The following is a 20,632-nucleotide window of genomic DNA, read 5'->3' on the forward strand; positions in this document are numbered from 1 at the left end:
CACTTTCCTGATGAGCAAAAAACAACTACCGGTAGCACCGGCGGGTCGCCCCTGCGCGCGCGTCACCTGTGAAACATTACCGTCCGCACTGGACCGCTGGGACGGCGGGATCAAAGCGGCGGCCACCGACGATAACAGCATTTCTGTTTTTGATGTTATCGGGCAGGACTACTGGGGCGAAGGGGTAACAGCTAAACGTATTGCCGGTGCGCTTCGGGCTATGAACGGCGCCAACGTCACGGTGAATATCAACTCACCGGGCGGCGACATGTTCGAAGGTCTGGCTATTTATAACCTGCTCCGCGAATACGAAGGCCGTGTAACGGTGAAGGTGCTGGGCATTGCCGCCAGCGCCGCCTCGATAATTGCGATGGCCGGGGATGATATTCAGATTGGCCGCGGTGCCTTCCTGATGATCCACAACTGCTGGGTATACGCGATGGGAAACCGCCATGATTTTGCAGAACTGGCACAGTCACTGGAACCCTTCGATACCGCTATGGCTGACATCTACGCGGCGCGCTCCGGCCTTGATATGGCCGCTGTGCAGAAGCTGATGGACGCGGAAAGCTATATCTGTGGCAGTGATGCTGTTGCGAAGGGACTGGCAGACAGCTTGCTTTCTGCTGATGCGGTTAGCGACGGCGACGAATCGCCAGCAGCCGCGCTTCGCAAACTTGATGCATTGCTGGCCAAGACCAACACCCCGCGTTCTGAGCGCAGAAAACTCATTAAATCCTTATCCGGTGGCATGCCTGGCGCTGTCACCACCAACGACGGTACGCCGGGCGCTGCCGAAGACATCAAACCTGAAACCATCAATTCACTTGAAAGCGCCCTGGCGGCGTTAGTCAAATAAGGACCATTTATGTCTGAAGTAAACGATATTCTGAAAAAAGTCACGGCCAGCATTGAAGAGGCAACCGGCAAGTTCAACGCGAAAGCAGAAGAAGCAGTGAAGGAGGCGCAGAAGTCCGGCAAGTTGTCAGAAGAAACAAAGGCAGCCGTCGATAAAATGGCTTCTGAGTTCAACGCCCTGCGCGAAGCAGAAAAAACGCTGAAGGCAGCGATGGGCGAACTGGAGCAACATGTCGCCCAGATGCCGCTGGCAAACGCGAAGCATGTTGTGGAATCAATCGGTCAGCAGGTGATCTCTGCTGAAGCTCTGAAAACCTTTGCCTCCGGCGTGGAAGGTGGCAAACGTATCAGTATCCCGGTTAAGGCCGCACTGACTTCTGCGGATGTGCCTGATGGCGTTATCGAACCCCAGCGAATTCCGGGCATCGATACGGCACCGAAGCAGCGCCTGTTCATCCGCGATCTGATTGCGCCTGGTCGCACTTCCTCTCCTGCTATTTTCTGGGTGCAACAGACTGGCTTTACCAACAACGCGAAAGTGGTTCCTGAAAATACACAGAAACCATACAGCGATATTGAGTTTACGCCGAAAATCACGGGCGTTAGCACCATCGCTCACCTGTTCAAAGCCTCAAAGCAGATCCTGGATGACTTCGCACAACTGCAGTCAACCGTTGATGCCGAAATGCGCTACGGACTGAAGTACGCGGAAGAGCAGGAAATTCTCTTCGGTGACGGTACCGGTGTACATCTGCATGGCATTGTTCCTCAGGCGTCAGCGTTTAACCCAGCGTTTACTGTTGAACAGCAGAGCGGTATTGACGATCTGCGTCTGGCAATGCTGCAGGCGCAACTGGCGCGCTTCCCTGCATCCGGTCACGTTCTTCACTTCATTGACTGGGCGCGGATCGAACTGACAAAAGACAGCCTGGGCCGCTACATCCTGGCTAACCCTGCAGCGCTGACTGGGCCGACGCTGTGGGGCCTGCCGGTTGTTGCCACTGAAGTGGCAGCCTTCCAGGGTAAATTTTTGACTGGTGCTTTCAACGCTGGCGCGCAAATCTTCGACCGCGAAGATGCGAATGTCGTTATCTCCACGGAGAACGCCGACGATTTCGAGAAAAACATGATCACCATCCGTTGCGAGGAACGTCTGGCGCTGGCCGTCAAACGCCCTGAAGCGTTCGTGTATGGCTCCTTCAGCACCGGCGCAGGTAGCTGATAAACACTGCGGCCTGCGGGCCGCTTTTTTTAGGTCAGAAAAATGCTTGATCAAAATGTGGTGAAACAGCACTGCCGCATTGATACCGACTTTACCGGTGATGATGCTTTGTTGACTTTATACACTGGCGCGGCGGCGCATTACGTTCAGACATGGACGCGGAGAACGCTCTATGAAAAAGAAGACAGCCCTGGTTACGTAGACGACCCTGCCCCGATTCTACTGAATGATGATGTTAAAGCGGCCATGTTACTGCTGATAGGTCACTGGTATGCCAACAGAGAATCAGTGGTCGTTGGTCAGACCGTTGCAGAGGTTCCGTTTGCAGTTGAAGCCTTGCTGCAGCCATACCGAATTTACGGGGTGTAAATATGGCCTGTTCCGGGTGCGCGCAGAGGCGCGAATGGATAAAAAAGTGGGCGAAAATAGCTTATGAACGAGCAACTGGTAAAGGAACTAATAGCGGCGCTGCGGGAACAAACCGCAGCTCAGAGAGAACAGACGGAAGCGATAAGCCGCCTGGCTGAATCAAACGCAGCTCTGTGTGATGTCATTATCCAGTCACTGGCCGAAGATGAAGAAATTGATACTACTTCATTAGGTGATGAGCGACCCGTTTACTTGAGTCAAAAACCCAGGGGGTGATATGCAAGCCGGGAAATTGCGTCACAGGGTTACCCTGCAGGTGCCGGTAAAAGAACAGAACCCTACAACGGGAGCCGTAATTAATACCTGGCGCGATGTCGCAACTATCTGGGCCGAAATATCCCCCTTGTCAGCACGGGAGTTTATAGCGGCCCAGGCATCACAGGGCGAAATAACAACGCGCATAACGATTCGTTACCGTGCAGGTATTACCCGAAAGCACCGTATTCTCTTTCGTGGCTCAGTATACAACGTTGAGGGCGTGCTCCCGGACCCGAAAAGTGGTCGTGAATATCTGACGCTTCCTTGTTCTGAGGGGGTAAACGATGGCTGATAGTGTTGAAGTAAACCTTACAGGCCTCGAATCACTGCTTGGAAAAATGGAGGCTGTTTCCGACGTTACCCGAAATAAAGCCGGGCGTTCTGCGCTGCGTAAGGCTGCGAATATAATCAGGGATCGCGCCAGAAGTAACGCAGCCAGAGTTGATGATCCCCTCACCAAAGAGGTGATATATAAAAATATTGTCGCCAGCTTCAGCAGCAAACAATTCCGCAGGACGGGTGATCTGGCATTTCGTGTTGGGGTAATGGGCGGCGCCAGTCAGTATGCAAACACAAAGGCTAACGTCAGGAAAGGCAGGGCTGGGAAAACGTTCAAAACACTGGGCGATAAAAGCAATCCTGGCGGCGATACCTGGTACTGGCGTTTTCTCGAATTTGGAACCGAGCATGCCGCCGCAAAGCCTGTACTGCGACCAGCGATGAATGGTGTTGATACCGCAGTAATCAGCGTTTTCGCTGAAGAAATGGAAAAAGCTATCGATCGCGCAGTTAGGCGTGCCGACAAAAAAGGAACGACAGCATGATTGCTCCAGTTTTTTCCGTCTGTTCGACAGACCCGAAAGTAAAAGAGCTACTTGGTGCCAACCCGGTCAGGCTTTATCCGTTTGGCATGCATGATGATGACCTTGTGTATCCCTACGCGGTCTGGCAGAACGTGGGCGGTGAACCTGAAAATTACCTGAGTCAGAACCCTGACATCGACCGTTATTCCATTCAGGTGGATGTCTATGGCGACACCGATGAAGATGCTCTTGCTGTGGCGAGAGCATTGCGCGATGTCATTCAGCGTAAAGCTTACATTACCCGCTGGGATGCACAGGGCAGAGACTCTGCAACCCTCAAATACCGATATTCCTTTGACGTTGACTGGCTGGTCAACCGATAGCTCAAACCACTCACATCACACCGGCTATAAGCCGGTTTTTTTATATCCGGAGATGACTATGTCAGTAGTGACTCAAGGCACTCAACTTTTTGTGCTCGCGAATGGTGTCGTGAGCGAAATCGAATGTATTACGGCATTTTCACCAGGCGGCAGCCCTGCAGATCAGATTGATGATACGTGCCTCAGTGAACGCAACACCCGAAAATATAAAAAGGGTCTGCGTACACCGGGGCAGGCGACGGCCACGCTTAACGCTGATCCACAGAATGCCAGCCATCTGATGCTCAGTAATATGGCTGAATCAAATGATCAGAGTGATGTGACATTTGCGATCGGATGGTCCGATGGTGAGTCTAAACCAACAACGGGGAGTTCCCCTGATGCTGTTGATGGACTTATTCTACCTTCAGATCGTACCTGGTACGTGTTCAAAGGTTATGTTTCCGACTTCCCGTTTGACTTCCAGGGTAATACCGTCGTGCAGACGTCTGCTACCATCCAGCGCTCTGGCCAGGGGGCATGGATTCCTAAAGAACAGCCAGGCAGTTAATTAAACGCGGGGATCATACCCCGCCTCATTGATGTTTATACCGGAAAACGACATGAAACTGACTCTTGATACGCTGAAAAAAACAGGTGCTTTTACTGGCCGTCCTGTTGAGAAAGAAATTAAATGGAAAGGTGCTGACGGGGAAGAACATATTGCCACAACTTATGTTCGCCCTCTGGGTTATCACACTGCCACGTCTGACGTTCTCGCCGGTCTTGGCAAGATTGATGGCGTTGCTGGTCGTATTGCAGCATCAATCTGTGATGAAGACGGGCATCAGGTGTTTACCGTTGCTGATGTGACCGGCGAGGCTGATCCGGAACGTGGCGCACTGGATGGCAATCTTACAGTGGCTTTGCTGGTGGCTATTCAGGAAGTTAACGATCTGGGAAAGACGGACTCAGCGCAGAAGACGAAATCTGGTGCGAACTAGTCCTTAACGGGATTGGTGGACGTACCATTTCAGAAGCTCAGGAATGCCTTAGCTTCCTTGAGTTCCAGCAGTGGGTTCAGTATCGTCAAAAGTACGGAAGCCTGAACCCTATGATGCGAACTGAATGGGGCGCAGCATTGATTTCTTCTGTGCTGGCTAATGTTAATCGCGGTACAAACACACCGGCATTCAGCATTGCTGATTTCGCCCCTCACATTGCAGCGGTAGAGCGCGTAGCCGCTAACGAACCAATCAGCCTGCAGGAAGCGATGAGGACGTGGAATTGAAAAGTAGAATTTATTAGAAACGCTTTCCTTGCTACCCTATCTAAAAACAAGGAGATCAAGGAATGGCTTTAATTAAATGCAAAGAGTGTGGAGAACAGGTATCTGATAAGGCCGCATCATGTCCAAAGTGCGGAGCTCCCATAGCAAAAAAAAACAAAGGTCCATCGGGATGTATGATGGTGTTTTTTATTTTTGTAGGGGTTCTTATCCTTCTTTTGTTTATTGGCAAAGTAAGCAATAAAAAAGAAGCACCTAGCCAAACAGTGGGTAGCACTCAGGTAAGCACTGATAAGTTGAAAAATGATGTCGTAAAAGAAGTAGAGGTAAAAAAAGAACCAGTTACAGTTATTAACTGGCATAACCAACCCACGAAAGATAGCGTTACTGGTGAGGTTGGGGAGATTTTTTATAATACATCGAAAAATCATGTTAATTTCCCATTCCCATACAACGTTGATGGTGGATCTGTACTCAACTTGGTTTTCCGCAAAAGAAAACAAGGTACTGATGCCTATGTCGTGATATCTAAAGGGCAGATTGTATGTGGTTACTCAGATTGCTCAATAAGAACGAAGGGCGATAACGGAAAGGTAAAAACCTGGACTGCAAGTAGTGAGGCGTCTGGAAGGTCAGATATGATTTTTCTTGATAACCCACAGTCTTTCGAAAAATATATCAAGAGCAATAAAAAAATCACTATTGGAGTGACATTTTATCAATCTGGCGAACAGGGGTTCGATTTTGATGTTTCAGATTATCCAGAGCAAGCAAAGAAAAAATAAAAGTAATATTTACACTATTTAATAAGTATTAAAATGCCTCGCTTTGCGGGGCTTTTTTTTACCTGGAGGACAGCGTGGCAAGTAAATCATTAGGTACATTAACGATAGACTTAATTGCCAAAGTTGGCGGCTTTGTTGGCGGCCTAAGCCAGGCTGAAAGGGCATCGCAGAAATGGCGAAAACAGGTTCAAGAGGATGCAAAATCTGTAGCTGTTGCATTCACAGGGGCAGCAACTGCAGCAAGCGCCGCTGCTATTGGCGTAGGTGTGGCTGGATACAACCTGTTAAAAAACACCTCCAGGCAAATTACTGAGTCTGACCGTTGGGCTAAGTCGCTCAACATGTCTACTCAATCATTACTTGCTTGGCAGTATGCTGCAGAAAAAGCAGGTGTTTCAGGCGATCAAATGGCTGATATTTTTAAAGATATCGGAGATAAAATTGGTGACTCGGTACTGAATAAATCAGGTGAGGCTGTAGATGCATTGGATGCACTCGGTTTATCAGCTAAAAAATTATCGAGTGAATCGCCGGATAAGCAACTTTTAGCCATAAGTGATGCGCTAAGCAAGATTAAAACAAACGCTGAAAAGACTACTATTCTTGAAAGCTTGGGTAACGATCTCTCTAAGTTGCTTCCTTTGCTTGATCAGGGCGGTGATAAATTACAAAAATATATTAAGGCTGCGAAAGAATTTGGCGTAGCACCAGATGATACCGATATAGAAAGTCTCGTAAAAGTTAATTCAATCTTTGAGGATATGGAAAACCAAGTTAAAGGGGTTAAGATTGAATTATCAGCTGGATTAGCAAAGGTTGACCTTTCTAACCTGCAGAAATCAATTAGCGATATGGGTGATGTATTTAAAGACCCTGAAGTTATCAAAGGTATCACCAACCTTGTTAGTGGCGTGGTCGACCTCGCTACCTGGCTTGTTAAGGTTGGAGCGGAAGCAGGAAAACTCATCGATCTTTACAAAGGGGGACAGGCAGTAGGGGAGAATGCATCTATAGAGGAAATTGATCGTCGCATAAGAAACCTTGATGCAGATTTAAATGACGAAGGTTTTCTTGCAGATTTCAACAGATTAGGAATGGATGTGGAAGGGAAACGGGCTGAACGATCAGAGCTTGAACGCCGCCGAGCAATCCTTAAAGCAGGAAATAACCTACCTCTATATCCAGCAACCATAGGTAATTATTCTTCATCTAAAACAGATTATGGTCTTGACGCAGGAGAATCAAACGGGAAATTAAAAACTGATACTTCAGCAAAAAAACTTGAATCAGCTTTTAAATCAATGGAGACAAGTTACCTCCGCCAGATTGCTCTCATCGACACCACTGGAAAGAAAAGCGCAGAGGTTACTGAACAGCAAAAACTACAATTTGATATCGCAGACGGCAAGCTAACTGGACTTAATGAAACACAGAAGCAACGCCTTGAACAACTGGCTACAGAGGTTGATCGCCTAAATTCCGTAAAAAGGGCGAACGAGGAAAATCTAAAACTGGCTGAATACGTTTCGAACCTTCAACGTGAAAATGCGAATTCAGCGGCTTCTCTTGATGCAGATGTCATTGGCGCAGGACTTGGTGATAAATCCCGCGAAAGGATGCGTGAGCAACTCAGTATTGAACGAGAATTTCTGGAGAAGCGAGAGGATTTGCAACGACGCTATCAGAGCGGAGATATTCGTAGCCAGGAGGATTATGACCGCTATAACCAGGAACTGGACAAAGCGCTTGCTGAGCGGCTCGATAAATACCGTTCTCATTATGACCAACTGGATGAGTTACAGGGAAACTGGCTGGCAGGGGCTCAGAATGGTCTGGCTAACTGGGTAGATACTTCCAGCGATTATTACACTCAGGTGTCAGATTTAGTCGGTAACACCCTTGATGGCCTGGTGGATAACATGGCTGATGCCCTTAGTGGTAATAAAGCTGACTGGGCCAGTTGGGCGAACAGTGTGTTGAATGAGCTGCAGAAAGTCTTGCTCAGGGCAATTATGGTCAACACGCTTAAATCTGCTGGTGACAGCGGTTGGTTTGGTTCACTGGGTGGGATGTTTGGTAGTTCAGTGGCTGGCGCAGCATCCGCTGGCGGGGCAACACCGTCCGGGGCTTACACAGGTGCAGCATCTCAATTGAAATTCGCCAAGGGTGGTGTAATGGATTCGCCTGATCTTAGTCGTTTCCGTAATGGTGTAGTGAATAGCCCGACGATGTTTGCATTTGCAAAAGGTGCAGGCCTGATGGGAGAGGCTGGCCCTGAAGCGATTATGCCCCTGACGCGTACTGCTGACGGTAACCTCGGTGTTCGTATGGTGGATGACACGGTTTCTTCTGTTGGCGGCGGTGGGGCTCAGCTCCAGCAAACCATTCAGCAACATTTTTCTATTTCCGGTAACGGAGACGCCGCACTGAAGCAGGCTATGCAGGAAGCAGCGCGACAGGGCGCGAATGACGGTGCGAAACAGGCCAGGCAGGATATTTTGAATGATTTTTCAAATCGCGGCCAGGCGCGGCGCTTACTTGGTGTGTAATGCATTATTAATATTCATTAAGCCGAAAGGCGGGAGACAGTTATGACTTTAGAGCAACGAGTTGAGGCTCTTGAGCTTAATGTAAAAGAACTGGAAAGCCGGGTAAGCAATAAAGATGAGCAACTTTCCCGACTTGAACAAATTCTACGAAATCGAATTGATGAGTTTAGTGCCTATATTGATACTACTGCTCTAAGCGCTCGTGAAACTTCGCGATAGCTACCTTTTCGAGTTCCTCAATGGTTGATTTTCTGATATCCAGTTCACCTGGATCAAAAGAAATTTGTACAAATCCTACTGGCGTATTAAGACCAACCGTTACATTGCAATTTCCTGGCCTGTCCGGGTCTGATTGCCAGTCAATATCTCTGATAGATGTGATGGAAAATTTTCCCATTAGTAATTTCCTTATCCAGAGGTAATCAGCCGTCCCTCCTTAATCTGAGTGCGTCAGTGTCCCACCACTGACGGGCTGAGTAACAACCATAACCAGGTATGTAAATCAGTAACATCCTGACAAATGATCAGTAGCGCCGCCGTGCGCAGAATAATGCAGGAGAATCTATGGCTGTACTCGAATGGCCGGAAGATATCTGTCCCGCGTCGCTTAGCTGGCGACCAGAGAGTAATACCAAAACCTTCCGTTCCCCCTTCAATGGGGCATCGCAGACAGCACGCTTCCCCGGTACCCGCTGGGTATGTTCCCTGACTTTTAATAACCTGACGGATGAAAAATCCAGGCGCATTGATGCTCTGGTGGCTTCGCTTGACGGTGAGTATGGCAGGGTAAAAGTCCGTGACTGGGGCAGAAGTGGCAGAGCGCCTGCTGGTGCGCCCGTTGTTGATGGGGCAGATCAGACGGGAGTTCAGCTTCAGAGTAAGGGCTGGACACCGGGAACAGTGGTTCTCAGACAGGGAGATTACTTTACTGTTAATGACGAGCTGAAGATGGTCACAGTTGATGTGACGAGTACTGCGAACGGTACCGCAATGATTGCATTTGCGCCTATGTTGCGTGGTTCGCCACCTGCCAATGCTGCCATTGAAGTTGCGAAACCCTACGGTATTTTCAAACTGAAAGATAACCAGCAGGGTGCCGGTAACCGCGTTCCGGGTGTTTTTACCAGTTACACGCTGGAGCTTGAGGAGGCATTTTAATGCTGTATTCCCCTTTTTCTGATTCGATGGTGGACTGGTTATCCCGCGACAGGGTGACGGTTGCGATCGCCGCTAATATTCAGTTTGAATCCGGTACCGTCTATGTGCATTCCGGTACCGGGACACTGGTTCTCGGCGGCTATGTCTATTACGGCATGGGGCGCATGGGTTCTGTTGATGATGCCAGTGAAACCAGCACGACAAGCCCCACGCAGGTCAAAATGACCCTTTCTGGCCTGGATATGGCCCTCTTTGCCACCACGCTGAATGAGCGATGCGTGGGCAGAAATGCCGAAATCTATCTTGTGGCCATGGATGATAACGGTGTTGTCCAGGTTGCCGATCTCCTGTTTAAAGGGCGGGTATCCAGTACGGGGGCGACCGCTGGCGGGACGAACGCCCTGCAGTACACCATCAGTAATATTTTTGAAGACTGGCAGCGTCCTTTCCCCGATCGTTATACCGATGAATCGCAGCAGGCTGCTTATCCCGGCGACCGCATATTCCGGTATGTGGCGCAGATGTCTGAACGTTCTATTTACTGGGGCAGTAAAAAAGATGCGCCAGGATTTACCTATAAGTGAGGAAGCATGAAGCATCCGGACTGGCATAACAGATTAATCACCGTAATAAGGGCCGCTGAAAAGCGGCCTTTTTTATGGGGCAGTCATGACTGCTGTCTGTTCGCGGCGGACTGCGCTCAGGCCATGTGCGGCGAGGATTTTGCGGCAGACTGGCGCGGAACCTACGACAGCGAGCATGGGGCTAAAAAGGCGATATTGCGCGGTGGCGGTTCGCTTGAAAAGGTGCTGGCCCGTTATCTCAATGAGGTGCCGGTGAAACTGGCGCAACGCGGGGATATTGCCGTTGTTGAAAATGCCGGGGCGCGATGCGCCGGGGTAGTGTATTCCGGCGTTGTGTGGGTACCTGGCGAAACTGGTCTTGTCAGTCTGCGGGTTAAACCGCTGAGTGTCTGGAGGGTGCGTTAATGCCTGCTGCTGTTCCTATTGTTGCCACCATTGCCGCAGGTGTGGCGGCGGCAAATGAAATGTATGCCATCGCGATGGTTATTACCGTTGCCGCACAGATTGCCACTCAGGCGCTGACCAAGACCCCGTCGCTGAATTCCTACCGTGATACGTCTGAACGCAAACAGGTTCTGCGCGCTGCGGCCAGTGCCAAAACCGTTGTGTATGGTCGCTCCACATCAGCAGGCACTCTGTTCTTTTCCGAAGAACAGGCTGGCGAACAGGATGATGGCGAAATGCTGCATCTGGCCATTGCCCTGGCAGGACATCCGTTATCCGGTGTACAGACTGTCTGGCTGGGTGATGAGCCTATCAGTAGCTATCCTGAGCATGCCTTTTTCGAGCTGCACACCAACCGTCAGACGGCGGACCCCTACATGCTGGAAAACTGCCCGTCATGGAAAGAAGACATGATCGGTAAAGGACTCACCTGGCTGCGTGTATCCCTTAAATTCAATGCTGAAAAATTCCCGGCAGGCATCCCTAACATCAAGGTCGAAAAACAGGGGCGGGCTATTTATGACCCCCGCACCGGGTTGACGGGTTACAGCAATAACGCTGCGCTGGTTATCCTGGACTATTACCGCAATTACCTGAAAGTTCCCGACACCGATATTCTCTGGGATCAGTTTAAGGAAGCGGCGAATATCTGTGATGAGGATGTGATTACTGGCGGTAATACCGTTGAGAAGCGCTATACCATCAACGGTGAGTTCGATCTCAGTGAAAACAAGGTCAGTATTCTGGAAGGGATGCTGGCAGCATGCGCCGGGGATGTAACGTATACCGCTGGAAAACATGGCCTTCTGGTCGGGGCTTATTATGGCCCCGCGACAGAGGTGATCACTGAGAGCCAACTGGCCGGTGATATTGAAATCATGCCGGAAGTCTCTCAGGCGGAACGCGTTAACACCATCAAGGGGACGTTTGTTGATCCGCAGCAGGGTTATACCGAAGCGGATTTCCCTTCTGTGTCTGTCAGTGATTGGGTGACGGAAGACGGCGTGGAAATATCGCAGGATATGAAGCTGCGATTTGTGACCTCTGAATTTCAGGCCCAGCGTCTGGCAGACGTGAAGTTAAAGCGCACCCGCATCGCCAGAACCATGAACGTTACGTTGAACCTGAGCGGATACCGTTACCGCCCTGGAATGTACGTGAAGGTGAATTTCCCGTCTATCGGTATCGTTAATGTTGAAATGCGTGTAACTGACTGGAAGTTCGGCGTTCAGAATGGCGTACAGCTGACACTGAAGCAGGAAACAGCAGATGTCTGGGGTGATGCTGTTGGTAAACCGATCGAGCGACCTCCGTTCACTCAGTTGCCATCCGGAGGAGTGGCGCAGCCGCAGAATCTGAAATACACCGTGGAGGAAATCGGTCAGGTCGTACAGGGCATTTTGTCCTGGCAGAATATCGGGCAGGTGGTCTACAACAAAGTGATCATTCGTCGCAATGGTCAAATGGTGATGTCCGTCCAGGTTCCGGGAACGTTCACGCGTCTTACCGGGTTACCAAAAAATACCTACACAGCCCACGTTATTGCCGTAAACCAGATGGGGGCAGAATCGCCAGAAGGGTATCTGGAATTCAGTATTGAAGCCCCGCCAGCACCTTCCCATGTTGATATAGAGCAGGGCTTCTTTGCCGTCACGCTGATCCCGCGTCTGGCGGCAATTACCAGTGTTTCCACACAGTTTGATTTCTGGACGTCAGGAGAAACGAAGCTGCCTGATGCCTCAACAGCCACCGTGGAAGCGAATGCCAGCCGTGAAGGGATGGGAACCACCTGGACCAGCAATCAGCTACAGGTTGGGCATACCTATTACTGGTATATCAGGACAGTTAACGCCTTTGGTGCATCCGGTTTTGTCGAAGTACCGGCGCTGTGCTCTATGGACACTGGCAGTCTCACAGACCTCATTGATGATGCGGTTCAGAAATCAGATGCGTTCCAGAATGTTAAGGCCGGTGTCGATACGAACCTGGAAGGCATTATGGAAAATGCGCTGGCAAATCATGGAACCGTGGAACACCAGTGGGCTCAGTATGGGGAGGTCCGGGCTGATATATTGGTGGTTAAAACAACCGTCGCGACAGCCGAGCAGGGTCTTGCTGACTTATCCACTTATGTTCAGGCTCAAATAGGACCTGATGGCAGTCTGACCTCTGCGGTAAACCAGAAAATGACTGCTGTGGTGAACAGCGACGGAACAGCCAAAGCCTCCTACACGCTTAACATGGGCATCGTGAGAAACGGTGTTAAATACAACACTGGTTTCGGTATGTCTATCGAGCCTGATGGAAACAGCTATAAATCCACGGTTGTCTTTGCCGCAGATCAGTTCGGCATTTATTCCGGTAATAACCCAGGTAACTGGCAGGCTGCATTCTTTGTCTATAACGGGCAGGTATTTATTCGCAGTGTGCTCATCCAGGAAGCGTCCATTGATTTCGGTAAAATTACGGACTCGCTTCAATCCTCAAATTTCATACCCGGCGTAAGGGGGTGGAATTTACCCAAGAATGCCAGCCCTGAATTCCACGGAAGACTGTATGCCGACAGCGGTGAATTTGCATTCAACGGTGTTAATAACGTTGTCAAAATTGATGGTAATGGGGTGACAGTTAATCTGCCTGGTGGTGGGCGGATCGTCCTCGGGAGGTGGTCATAATGCCGGAAGGGATTTTAATCGACTACAACGATGGTCGCCCGGTAATGGCGATTACTGCGGGGCTCCGTGCTCCGTCCTTATGCGGTGAGTTAAGCATTAATAACAGGGTTCCTTCCGCAGCACGGATAATCAACTTTGACATCCAGAGTACACCGGGTTCACAGGTAATATTCATACCAAACAGCGTGATTGATTATAACGATGTCACGTTCATCCCACAGTTTTATTATGTGACTGAATTCGGACTAAATAATCAGAATTCAGCATATATAAAATACGCAACCATTAATGGGACCAGTGGAAACCGGCTTACCAGCTTCTCAGGAACTGTTATGGAGGTTATGCCAGCCAGTGCGGGTAGTGTGGGTATCCTCGTTGAAAACTCCACCGACTTTACAGCTATACCTGACAACGCAAGACTGATGACGGCGCAATATGTCGGACGTGTAACTGTAGATGGCTATTTGCCACTTCCCGTCATGGGGATACCTTTCGGACGGTGGGATAATGCTGGGGTATCAGTGGCATTCGACGGAGCAGGGCTGGTGTGCCGGAATATTCAGTATGACGGCAGGGATGATTTGGAGGGGAAGGTCGATATTGACCTTGTTATTTTTAATAACACGGCACCAATAGCGGGGCCAGGAATAACGATGACCAACAGCGCAGGGCAGGTAACGTTTTCCACTCAAAAGCGCCCATTTGTTTACCAGAACAGTATTTATCTGTCCCAGATATTTCAGGATACAGGGCAAGGTTTTTTCCCGATTATACGCAGCGGTATCGGAAGCCGTTTTATCGGGGGATACAACAATGTCAGATACAACGGAATTGTAATGTCTGATGGTCGCGTCAGAAGTGAACGGAATGCCGTATTTGGAAATTATGCCTCCACTGCAGGTGACTTCTCTTTCTATCGTGATGTGACTACGCCACTTCCCATACTTCCAAATATGTACTGAGGAAACCCCATGTCAGCAGGAACCTTAACCCTTAACAATAACTCAGCCTCGGTTGCCGGAACTGACACCACTTTCACCACTGAGTTAGCTGCAGGTGATTTTATTGTGGTTGTCGTGGGTGGTGTGCCTTACACACTTCCTGTACTGGAAGTTAACAGCAATACACGCCTGACGCTTGTCAGTAATTACACCGGGCCGCGAGCGACTGGGGCTGCCTGGTCTGCCGTTCCCCGCGTGGCGCTGAATATGGTTACCGCAGCGCTGGTGACCCAGAGTGCAGAGGCTCTTCGGGGCCTGAACTACGACAAACAGAACTGGCAGCAGGTATTCAGCGGCACCGGAACCATCACCGTCAGGCTGCCAGACGGCACTACCTTCACCGGACCGTCATGGAAATACCTTGCCGATAATATGGCCACAAAAGTTGACGGCGCGGTGCCATTAAATCAGGGAGGCACAGGATCATCGTCTCCATTTGGTAGTGTTGCTGGTTCATTTTGTCAGGGTAATGATGCCAGACTGAACAGTATTGATAAAAAGAGTGGGGGAACGATAAACGGAAACGCCACGATAGGCGGGTGGATCCGGACAGTGATGACAGCACCAGGAGCTCCGGCAGATGGTGGAAACTACAGTGGCTGGAATACCTCAAGCGGCGCGTCTGAGTACATCAACCAGCGTGGAGAAGGTGCGGGTGGGCATCGATTTACCGTGGTGAATAAAGACCTCAGCCTGGCCGCTGCATTCTCCATGTCTGCAAATGGCAATGCCTATGCCGCCAATGGCTCATGGGTCAGTGCCACATCCAGCAGGAAAACCAAAGATCAGATTAAGGAAATAGACAATCCGCGGGAGAAAATGCGGCGTATTCAGGCGGCGACCTGGGTTTATAAGTCCAGGGACATGTCGGGGAGATTTGGTATAGGGGTTATTGCAGATGAACTATATGAGGTATTCCCTGAGGCCAGAATAACCGTTGGAGATGTTGAACTGGATGACGGAAGCATAGTTAAAGATGCGTTGTCAGTACAGGCCGGTGACAGTGGGGTAACTGTCGCCCTCCATCATGCGACAATTCTGTCTTTGATGGATGAAAACGAAGAGCAGCAGAAAGAAATCAATCAGTTGAAAGAAGACATGGTGGCGCTGAAGAAAATTGTTGAACAACTCGCCGCCAGATAATTCTGCTCTGGACCATCAAAGTGCAATGTCATAAAGCGAAATAACAGGTGGGAACTGCCGCAACCATACTATACGCAAGAGTATGGCTTATGGCTGCGGCGAACGTTCGATAGTGCGAGTATTGAATGATTGCCAGTCACGGCGGATTGTACTTAAGCAATATGACGGTTCAAGGCGTTTAATCTGAAACCAGCCACATATCAGACTCTTCAAACATTTCCTGAACAGTACGGCTTATCTGTTCTTTCTCATGCTTGCTGGCGTCAGTGTTGATCGCCGGCAGTGTCATCATCGGTTTAACCCGAACATCAGTATCGGGGAAGATCCGGTGAACCCTCTTAGTTAACTCGACCAGAATGATATCTTTTGCACCGGGCAGACCATCAAAATTCCTTTTGTCATAAACGAGTTCCACGAACATTGCTTATAACCCCTTTACTGGATGGATATACAGTATTTATACTGTGTTTTTATCCGGTATTCAAGAGAGGGCATAAACATGGGCTTTCCTTCACCTGCGGCAGATTATGTTGAAACACGAATCTCCCTCGATCAGCAGCTTATCAGCCAGCCATCAGCGACTTATTTTATGCGGGCATCACGTTCACATTTCAGGGAAGGGATAATCCAGGGGGCGCTGCTTGTTGTTGATGCGTCACTTTCTCCCTGTGATGGCTCGCTGCTGATATGCGCGATAGACGGAGAATTCAGGATCAAGCGATATCGGACTCATCCTCAGCCCCACCTGGTTAATCTGGAGAACGGGAGAAGGGAGGCGCTGCCAGCAGATGATGACGGTTACAGTTCTGCGCCCGCTATATTCGGGGTGATCACGTACATCATTAATGATGCCAGGAACGCGGAGTTTGATGACTGCCCGGTGATGTGAATAGCTTAAATTGTGCGAGGATTTTAACCTCATTTACCCGACACGTTGGGACGATGTTGAGAGCAAAAAATGTTTCACCATTGTACCTTCTTGATGGTTATAAGCTATTGATTAAGTTGATCTTAAAATCATGTGATATTGGCGAAAAAATAACGTAACTTATTGATAGTGCTTGATAACACGCGTGATTTAAAATCCCTCGGCGTTCGCGCTGTGTGGGTTCAAGTCCCACTCCGGGTACCATGGGAAAGAACAGAATAATCAAAGCAATAAGCAGTGTCGTGAAACCACCTACGGGTGGTTTTTTTGTGCCTGTTTTTTACGAACCACCGTTACCTTGCGTCAAGTCATCCGCCAGATACGTAAATTGTCCTCTACACACTCACTATTGCCAGTCATTCTATCGACGAATCGGTGCGTTAAACATAAAGCTCCCTCGGGCAGGGTTGTTAATAAACCCATCGCGGGCGGGATTATAGTTGTGGTCCTGGAAACTATTCATCAGGATGGGATCGCCAAAGCCATCCTGTATCGCCAAATGTCTGTGGATTCGGTTTCGTGCCCTGAGCGTGAAAGCGAAATCATCCGTTCCGCCAATGATGATGACGCCATTACCGGCTCGGAGTGCCGCGCTTAACTCTTGCTCTCTGACGGCCTGGTTTTGTAACGCGCTGGCTGTGGCAGACGATGACGCCAGCAGCAGTAATATGAGAACGGTGCATGAAAATACCGATGGCAGTTTCATGATTAATACCTGTTAAATGTATGGCTATTAAAGTATAGCTTTATGGTGTCATCTCAACTGAAAAGAAAACCAACTTTAAACCTGCTGCTCATACTGATTCAGAGGGGCCGGGAGAGTAGTGCCGCGCAGTTAAGAACTATAATAAAAACAGTCGACAGGTGATGGCTTCTGTTTACAGACAGTACAGATACAGGGGGCGGTCATGCGTGTCTCATTTTTTCCGCTAGTTGCGTTCACCGCTTTGCTCGTTTTTAGCTGCACAGTATGCCCGGCGGAAAAGAGAGGGGCATTTTTGCCGGATGTTGGGACCGCGGATCCTATTGCGTTTGCACAGCAGTCATTTAATAACATGGCCTCTTATCAGGTGATGATGCGATCCTCATCTGCACAGGGTGAGAATAAAATCATTCGCTACAGCTATCAGAAACCCGGCTATGTACGAATGGATTTTACCCAGCCGCATTCAGGCGCGGTGCTTATCTTTAATCCTGTCAGCGGTAAAGTGACGTTATGGCCATTGGGTGTGGGTACGTTGCCCATTTTGCACCTGTCGCCAACCAATTCATTGATCCAGGATGAGCGCGGTCATCGGGTGGATCGCTCTGATATCGGCGTGTTGTTGGGCAATATTCGCTATCTGCAACGTGGGGGAACAACGACGGTTGTCGCTAAGGAGCGCCTTGCGGGGCGGGAGACGACGCTCGTATCCGTGGTTGGACAGGGAAGACTGGCCGTTGATGGCGTTCACCGTTACGACGTCTGGCTGGATAACTACCACGGACTCCCTGCCAAAGTGATCAGCTATGCCCCAGATGGGCAGCGATTAGAAACCGTTCTTCTGGAAGCGATGGTTATCAACATCCATTTTCCCACTCATTTCTTTACGCCTTGAGGGAGCCTGTATTGTGGCTGAGTATCAGTTTTCCACCGTCTGGCGGGTTGAGGCCTCAATCCAGGAGGTATGGGATATTTTTTCCCATCCGGACCAGTGGCCGGAATGGTGGGGAAGTCTGGAACGCATCGTTGAGCTAAAGAAAGGCGATCTACAGGGGATTGGGGCGCTGCATCGTTATACCTGGAAAGGGGCGCTTCCTTATCGCTTAACCTTTGACATCAACGTATTGAACATTCTGCCTTGCTCTCTGCTTGAAGGACAAGCCAGTGGCGCGGTGGAAGGGCGAGGCGTGTGGTCTTTTTCTGCAAGTGGTGCAGAAACTATCGTCAGATATGACTGGAATGTGCGTACCACGATCCGCTGGATGAATTATCTTGCCCCGCTGGCAGCACCTGTATTTCGCTGGAATCACAATACGGTCATGCGCGAGGGGGCAAGAGGGTTAGCGCGCAAACTGGCTACGCATGTGTATATATACTGAACTCGTTCCCACTGCTGTACTTTTTTGCCTGTAAATGGCTTAATAGCGACCTTGTAGTATCTCATTTCATTCACAGTTAACAGGTCTGTTATTGATGAATAACCTCCATCGACTCGCCTTATTATGCCAGCCTCTGTCTGCTGTGATGATCGCATGCGGCTTCCCATTTAGCCGTAGCTCAACTCTTACAACATGGACAGACAGCAATGCAACGTCGACAGTTTCTCAAAAATAGCGTTCTCCTTTCCGCCGCCGGTTTAGTCGGTCCTGCCGTCATTAGTCAGACGGTCCGTGCCGCTGAGCCATCCGTTGCGCCAGTCGCTCGTCGACGTTTTGTCTTATCTCAAACGTATAAACTCAATCCTCCTAAGGGATCGAGCGGCGTAGTGAAACTGTGGATCCCGCTGCCGGTAGATACCGCATTTCAACAAATGACGGCGCTTGCCTTTAGCGGAAACTTTAAGCAAGCATACGTCACCACCAATAATACCTATGGTGCGAAAACGCTGTTTGCCACCTGGCCTGACTCGCAGGGCGAATTGTTGATTAACGTTGATATCGACATTGAAACCGCCGACTGGGAACCTCTGAAGCAGGATGCGCTGAAAACCTGGCAGGCACCCGAGCAGATTATTTACCCGCTGGATGTAAAACCGTATCTGTTGCCAACAGCACATACCCCAGTTGATGGGCTTGTTCTGGAAACTGCGCGTAAAATCACCGGTAATGAGCAGGATCCGCTGAAAAAAGCGCGCCTGATTTACGAATGGGTCAGCAGCCATATGGAGCGCGATAACGACGTCATTGGCTGCGGCACGGGGGATGTGGCGGAGATCTTAAAAAGCGGTAAGCTCAAAGGAAAATGCACCGACATGAGCTCCGTTTTTGTGGCTCTGGCGCGGGCCAGCGGTATTCCGGCGCGCGAACTGTTTGGCATCCGTCTGGGCAAAGCCAATAAACTCGAACGTTACTCGAAAAGCGCTTTTGGCAAAGCAGACGGTGCAGGCGTCGCCGATGTGAGCGGTGGACAACATTGCCGAGCCGAATTCTATCTTGCTGGTTACGGTTGGTTACCGTGCGATCCCGCTGACGTGACCAAAATGCGTCTGGCAGAGAAAAAATCGCATCAGGACGCCGATGTCCAGGCGGTAAACACTTACCTGTTTGGTAACTGGGAAATGAACTGGGTTGGATTCAACTACGGGCGTGATTTCGAGTTGTATCCGGCAACGGAGCAGGGAGCCATGAACAACTTTGGCTATCCTTACGCTGAAGTCGATGGCGACCCGATCAATTTCTATGATCCTAAAGCGTTCTCCTACAGCTATGTCGCCACAGAACAACGCTAAAGGGGCGGGACTCACCCTGTTGACGGCCGCTGCGGCTGCCGTCACCGCGGGCTTGTGCTGTATTGGACCGCTGCTCTACCTGCTGTTTGGTATTTCTGCGGCAAGCTTTGCTGTTTTCACCCGGTTTGAGTTTTTGCGAATGCCTTTGATGCTGCTGTCCCTGGGCTTATTGCTGCGGGTCTTCTGGCGGCTCTATTTTTCCAAACGGTTGTGGTGCTCCGGATGGCTAACGCTGAAGCAGGCGCGCATTCTCTACTGGTGCGCACTGGCGTTGATTTTGCCAGTGTTATTTTACCCAACGCTCGTCGCCTGGTTTTATGAGGTATTTGAATGAAGATCTTCACGTTAGTTGTATGTTTGCTGCTGCCGGTGTGGGCTCAGGCGACCAATCAAAAAGTGGTGCTGGATATACAAAATATGACCTGCTCGCTATGCGTTATTTCAGTCAATCAGGCGCTGCGTGAAACCGACGGCGTGATAAAAGCAAAATCCTCCCTAAAAACCCGGCAGGCAGAAGCGATCGTGCCAGAAGGTTTCCCAACCGATACTTTACTAAATGCTGTAGCGAAAACAGGCTATACCGCAACGCTCAACCGCATTGAGCAACAGTAAACCACCTGCGGGTGGTTTTATTGTGTTTTCCCGGTATGATGCCCGGCGGCTTAGTGTTCTCTTTTGTGCGTTAACTACCGGAATTCCCCTCGTTTCCTGTTA

27 protein-coding genes are annotated in these 20,632 nt (G+C 49.8%); 24 read left to right on the top strand and 3 right to left on the bottom strand.

Annotated features, from left to right (window positions below; translation table 11 throughout):
* The first annotated feature begins 10 nt into the window (after positions 1–10).
* The 12 genes from OGW16_RS15490 to OGW16_RS15545 all read left to right on the top strand — a co-directional run bounded on the left by OGW16_RS15490 (position 11) and on the right by OGW16_RS15545 (position 8,554).
* Complete coding sequence (locus OGW16_RS15490; protein WP_286518599.1) at positions 11–859, top strand: head maturation protease, ClpP-related; 849 nt, start codon at positions 11–13, stop codon at positions 857–859.
* A gap of 9 nt (positions 860–868) precedes the next feature.
* Positions 869–2,080: a phage major capsid protein gene (locus OGW16_RS15495; protein WP_286518600.1), complete on the top strand. Its 1,212-nt coding sequence runs from the start codon at positions 869–871 to the stop codon at positions 2,078–2,080.
* Positions 2,081–2,122: 42 nt separating this feature from the next.
* Positions 2,123–2,449 carry a head-tail connector protein gene (locus OGW16_RS15500; RefSeq protein ID WP_286518601.1) on the top strand — a complete coding sequence of 109 codons (327 nt, stop codon included), beginning with the start codon at positions 2,123–2,125 and terminating at the stop codon, positions 2,447–2,449.
* A gap of 63 nt (positions 2,450–2,512) precedes the next feature.
* Positions 2,513–2,725, top strand: a complete 213-nt coding sequence (locus OGW16_RS15505) for a hypothetical protein (protein WP_039517925.1) — start codon at positions 2,513–2,515, stop codon at positions 2,723–2,725.
* 1 nt (position 2,726) lies between these two features.
* Positions 2,727–3,059 (top strand): phage head closure protein, encoded by a 333-nt coding sequence (locus tag OGW16_RS15510; RefSeq protein WP_069323626.1) that lies wholly within the window; start codon positions 2,727–2,729, stop codon positions 3,057–3,059.
* Complete coding sequence (locus tag OGW16_RS15515; protein WP_286518602.1) at positions 3,052–3,591, top strand: HK97-gp10 family putative phage morphogenesis protein; 540 nt, start codon at positions 3,052–3,054, stop codon at positions 3,589–3,591. The genes OGW16_RS15510 and OGW16_RS15515 overlap by 8 nt, the downstream gene beginning before the upstream one ends.
* Positions 3,588–3,953: a tail completion protein gp17 gene (gene gp17, locus OGW16_RS15520; RefSeq protein WP_039517932.1), complete on the top strand. Its 366-nt coding sequence runs from the start codon at positions 3,588–3,590 to the stop codon at positions 3,951–3,953. Before OGW16_RS15515 ends, gp17 begins: the two co-directional genes overlap by 4 nt.
* Positions 3,954–4,011: 58 nt before the next feature.
* Positions 4,012–4,503, top strand: a complete 492-nt coding sequence (locus tag OGW16_RS15525; RefSeq protein WP_039517935.1) for a phage tail tube protein — start codon at positions 4,012–4,014, stop codon at positions 4,501–4,503.
* A 52-nt stretch (positions 4,504–4,555) separates the two neighbouring features.
* Positions 4,556–4,936: a phage tail assembly chaperone family protein, TAC gene (locus OGW16_RS15530; protein ID WP_003841709.1), complete on the top strand. Its 381-nt coding sequence runs from the start codon at positions 4,556–4,558 to the stop codon at positions 4,934–4,936.
* Positions 4,937–5,046: 110 nt separating this feature from the next.
* Positions 5,047–5,223, top strand: a complete 177-nt coding sequence (locus OGW16_RS15535; protein WP_199999103.1) for a phage tail assembly protein T — start codon at positions 5,047–5,049, stop codon at positions 5,221–5,223.
* Positions 5,224–5,285: 62 nt separating this feature from the next.
* Positions 5,286–6,005: a zinc ribbon domain-containing protein gene (locus OGW16_RS15540; RefSeq protein ID WP_077224034.1), complete on the top strand. Its 720-nt coding sequence runs from the start codon at positions 5,286–5,288 to the stop codon at positions 6,003–6,005.
* Positions 6,006–6,079: 74 nt separating this feature from the next.
* Positions 6,080–8,554, top strand: coding sequence for a phage tail tape measure protein (locus OGW16_RS15545; protein WP_286518603.1), 2,475 nt, complete (start codon positions 6,080–6,082; stop codon positions 8,552–8,554).
* 184 nt (positions 8,555–8,738) lie between these two features.
* Here the strand turns inward: OGW16_RS15545 and OGW16_RS15550 are convergent, their stop codons facing one another.
* A complete protein-coding gene (locus OGW16_RS15550; protein WP_286518604.1) occupies positions 8,739–8,951 on the bottom strand; it encodes a hypothetical protein in 213 nt (70 codons plus the stop codon).
* Between the two features lie 167 nt (positions 8,952–9,118).
* Between OGW16_RS15550 and OGW16_RS15555 the strand changes: the two genes are divergently transcribed.
* Genes OGW16_RS15555 through OGW16_RS15580 form a run of 6 tightly spaced genes read left to right on the top strand, consistent with a single transcriptional unit; the run spans position 9,119 to position 15,559 of the window.
* Positions 9,119–9,712 (top strand): hypothetical protein, encoded by a 594-nt coding sequence (locus OGW16_RS15555; RefSeq protein ID WP_286518605.1) that lies wholly within the window; start codon positions 9,119–9,121, stop codon positions 9,710–9,712.
* Positions 9,712–10,296, top strand: coding sequence for a hypothetical protein (locus OGW16_RS15560; RefSeq protein WP_048217931.1), 585 nt, complete (start codon positions 9,712–9,714; stop codon positions 10,294–10,296). The genes OGW16_RS15555 and OGW16_RS15560 overlap by 1 nt, the downstream gene beginning before the upstream one ends.
* Positions 10,297–10,302: 6 nt before the next feature.
* Positions 10,303–10,701, top strand: coding sequence for a DUF6950 family protein (locus OGW16_RS15565; protein ID WP_286518606.1), 399 nt, complete (start codon positions 10,303–10,305; stop codon positions 10,699–10,701).
* Positions 10,701–13,415 carry a phage tail tip protein J-related protein gene (locus OGW16_RS15570; RefSeq protein WP_286518607.1) on the top strand — a complete coding sequence of 905 codons (2,715 nt, stop codon included), beginning with the start codon at positions 10,701–10,703 and terminating at the stop codon, positions 13,413–13,415. Before OGW16_RS15565 ends, OGW16_RS15570 begins: the two co-directional genes overlap by 1 nt.
* Positions 13,415–14,377, top strand: coding sequence for a DUF6453 family protein (locus OGW16_RS15575; protein ID WP_286518608.1), 963 nt, complete (start codon positions 13,415–13,417; stop codon positions 14,375–14,377). Before OGW16_RS15570 ends, OGW16_RS15575 begins: the two co-directional genes overlap by 1 nt.
* A 9-nt stretch (positions 14,378–14,386) precedes the next feature.
* Entirely contained in the window at positions 14,387–15,559 is a 1,173-nt protein-coding gene (locus OGW16_RS15580) for a tail fiber domain-containing protein (RefSeq protein ID WP_286518609.1), read from the top strand.
* Between the two features lie 178 nt (positions 15,560–15,737).
* Here OGW16_RS15580 and OGW16_RS15585 read toward each other — a convergent pair whose 3' ends face one another.
* Positions 15,738–15,980, bottom strand: a complete 243-nt coding sequence (locus OGW16_RS15585) for a DinI family protein (RefSeq protein ID WP_286518610.1) — start codon at positions 15,978–15,980, stop codon at positions 15,738–15,740.
* A 78-nt stretch (positions 15,981–16,058) separates the two neighbouring features.
* On the opposite strand from OGW16_RS15585, the gene OGW16_RS15590 reads away from it, so the two are divergent.
* Positions 16,059–16,448 carry a HumD family translesion DNA polymerase gene (locus tag OGW16_RS15590; RefSeq protein ID WP_220711650.1) on the top strand — a complete coding sequence of 130 codons (390 nt, stop codon included), beginning with the start codon at positions 16,059–16,061 and terminating at the stop codon, positions 16,446–16,448.
* Between the two features lie 400 nt (positions 16,449–16,848).
* On the opposite strand, the gene OGW16_RS15595 is transcribed toward OGW16_RS15590, so the two are convergent.
* On the bottom strand, positions 16,849–17,193 hold the full coding sequence (locus tag OGW16_RS15595) for a hypothetical protein (protein WP_072033346.1): 345 nt from the start codon (positions 17,191–17,193) through the stop codon (positions 16,849–16,851).
* Positions 17,194–17,395: 202 nt separating this feature from the next.
* Between OGW16_RS15595 and OGW16_RS15600 the strand changes: the two genes are divergently transcribed.
* From OGW16_RS15600 to OGW16_RS15620, 5 genes are all read left to right on the top strand, one after another.
* On the top strand, positions 17,396–18,085 hold the full coding sequence (locus OGW16_RS15600; protein WP_193144969.1) for a LolA family protein: 690 nt from the start codon (positions 17,396–17,398) through the stop codon (positions 18,083–18,085).
* A gap of 13 nt (positions 18,086–18,098) precedes the next feature.
* Positions 18,099–18,569, top strand: a complete 471-nt coding sequence (locus tag OGW16_RS15605) for an SRPBCC family protein (RefSeq protein WP_043016765.1) — start codon at positions 18,099–18,101, stop codon at positions 18,567–18,569.
* A 206-nt stretch (positions 18,570–18,775) separates the two neighbouring features.
* A complete protein-coding gene (locus OGW16_RS15610; RefSeq protein WP_043016764.1) occupies positions 18,776–19,918 on the top strand; it encodes a transglutaminase-like domain-containing protein in 1,143 nt (380 codons plus the stop codon).
* The gene (locus OGW16_RS15615; RefSeq protein WP_043016763.1) at positions 19,896–20,252 is read left to right on the top strand and encodes a mercuric transporter MerT family protein; all 357 of its coding nucleotides are present in this window, start codon (positions 19,896–19,898) and stop codon (positions 20,250–20,252) included. Before OGW16_RS15610 ends, OGW16_RS15615 begins: the two co-directional genes overlap by 23 nt.
* On the top strand, positions 20,249–20,530 hold the full coding sequence (locus OGW16_RS15620; protein WP_043016762.1) for a heavy-metal-associated domain-containing protein: 282 nt from the start codon (positions 20,249–20,251) through the stop codon (positions 20,528–20,530). Before OGW16_RS15615 ends, OGW16_RS15620 begins: the two co-directional genes overlap by 4 nt.
* Positions 20,531–20,632: the final 102 nt, after the last annotated feature.

The sequence above is a fragment of the Citrobacter sp. Ce104 genome (assembly GCF_030334595.1).
Classification (GTDB): domain Bacteria; phylum Pseudomonadota; class Gammaproteobacteria; order Enterobacterales; family Enterobacteriaceae; genus Citrobacter; species Citrobacter europaeus.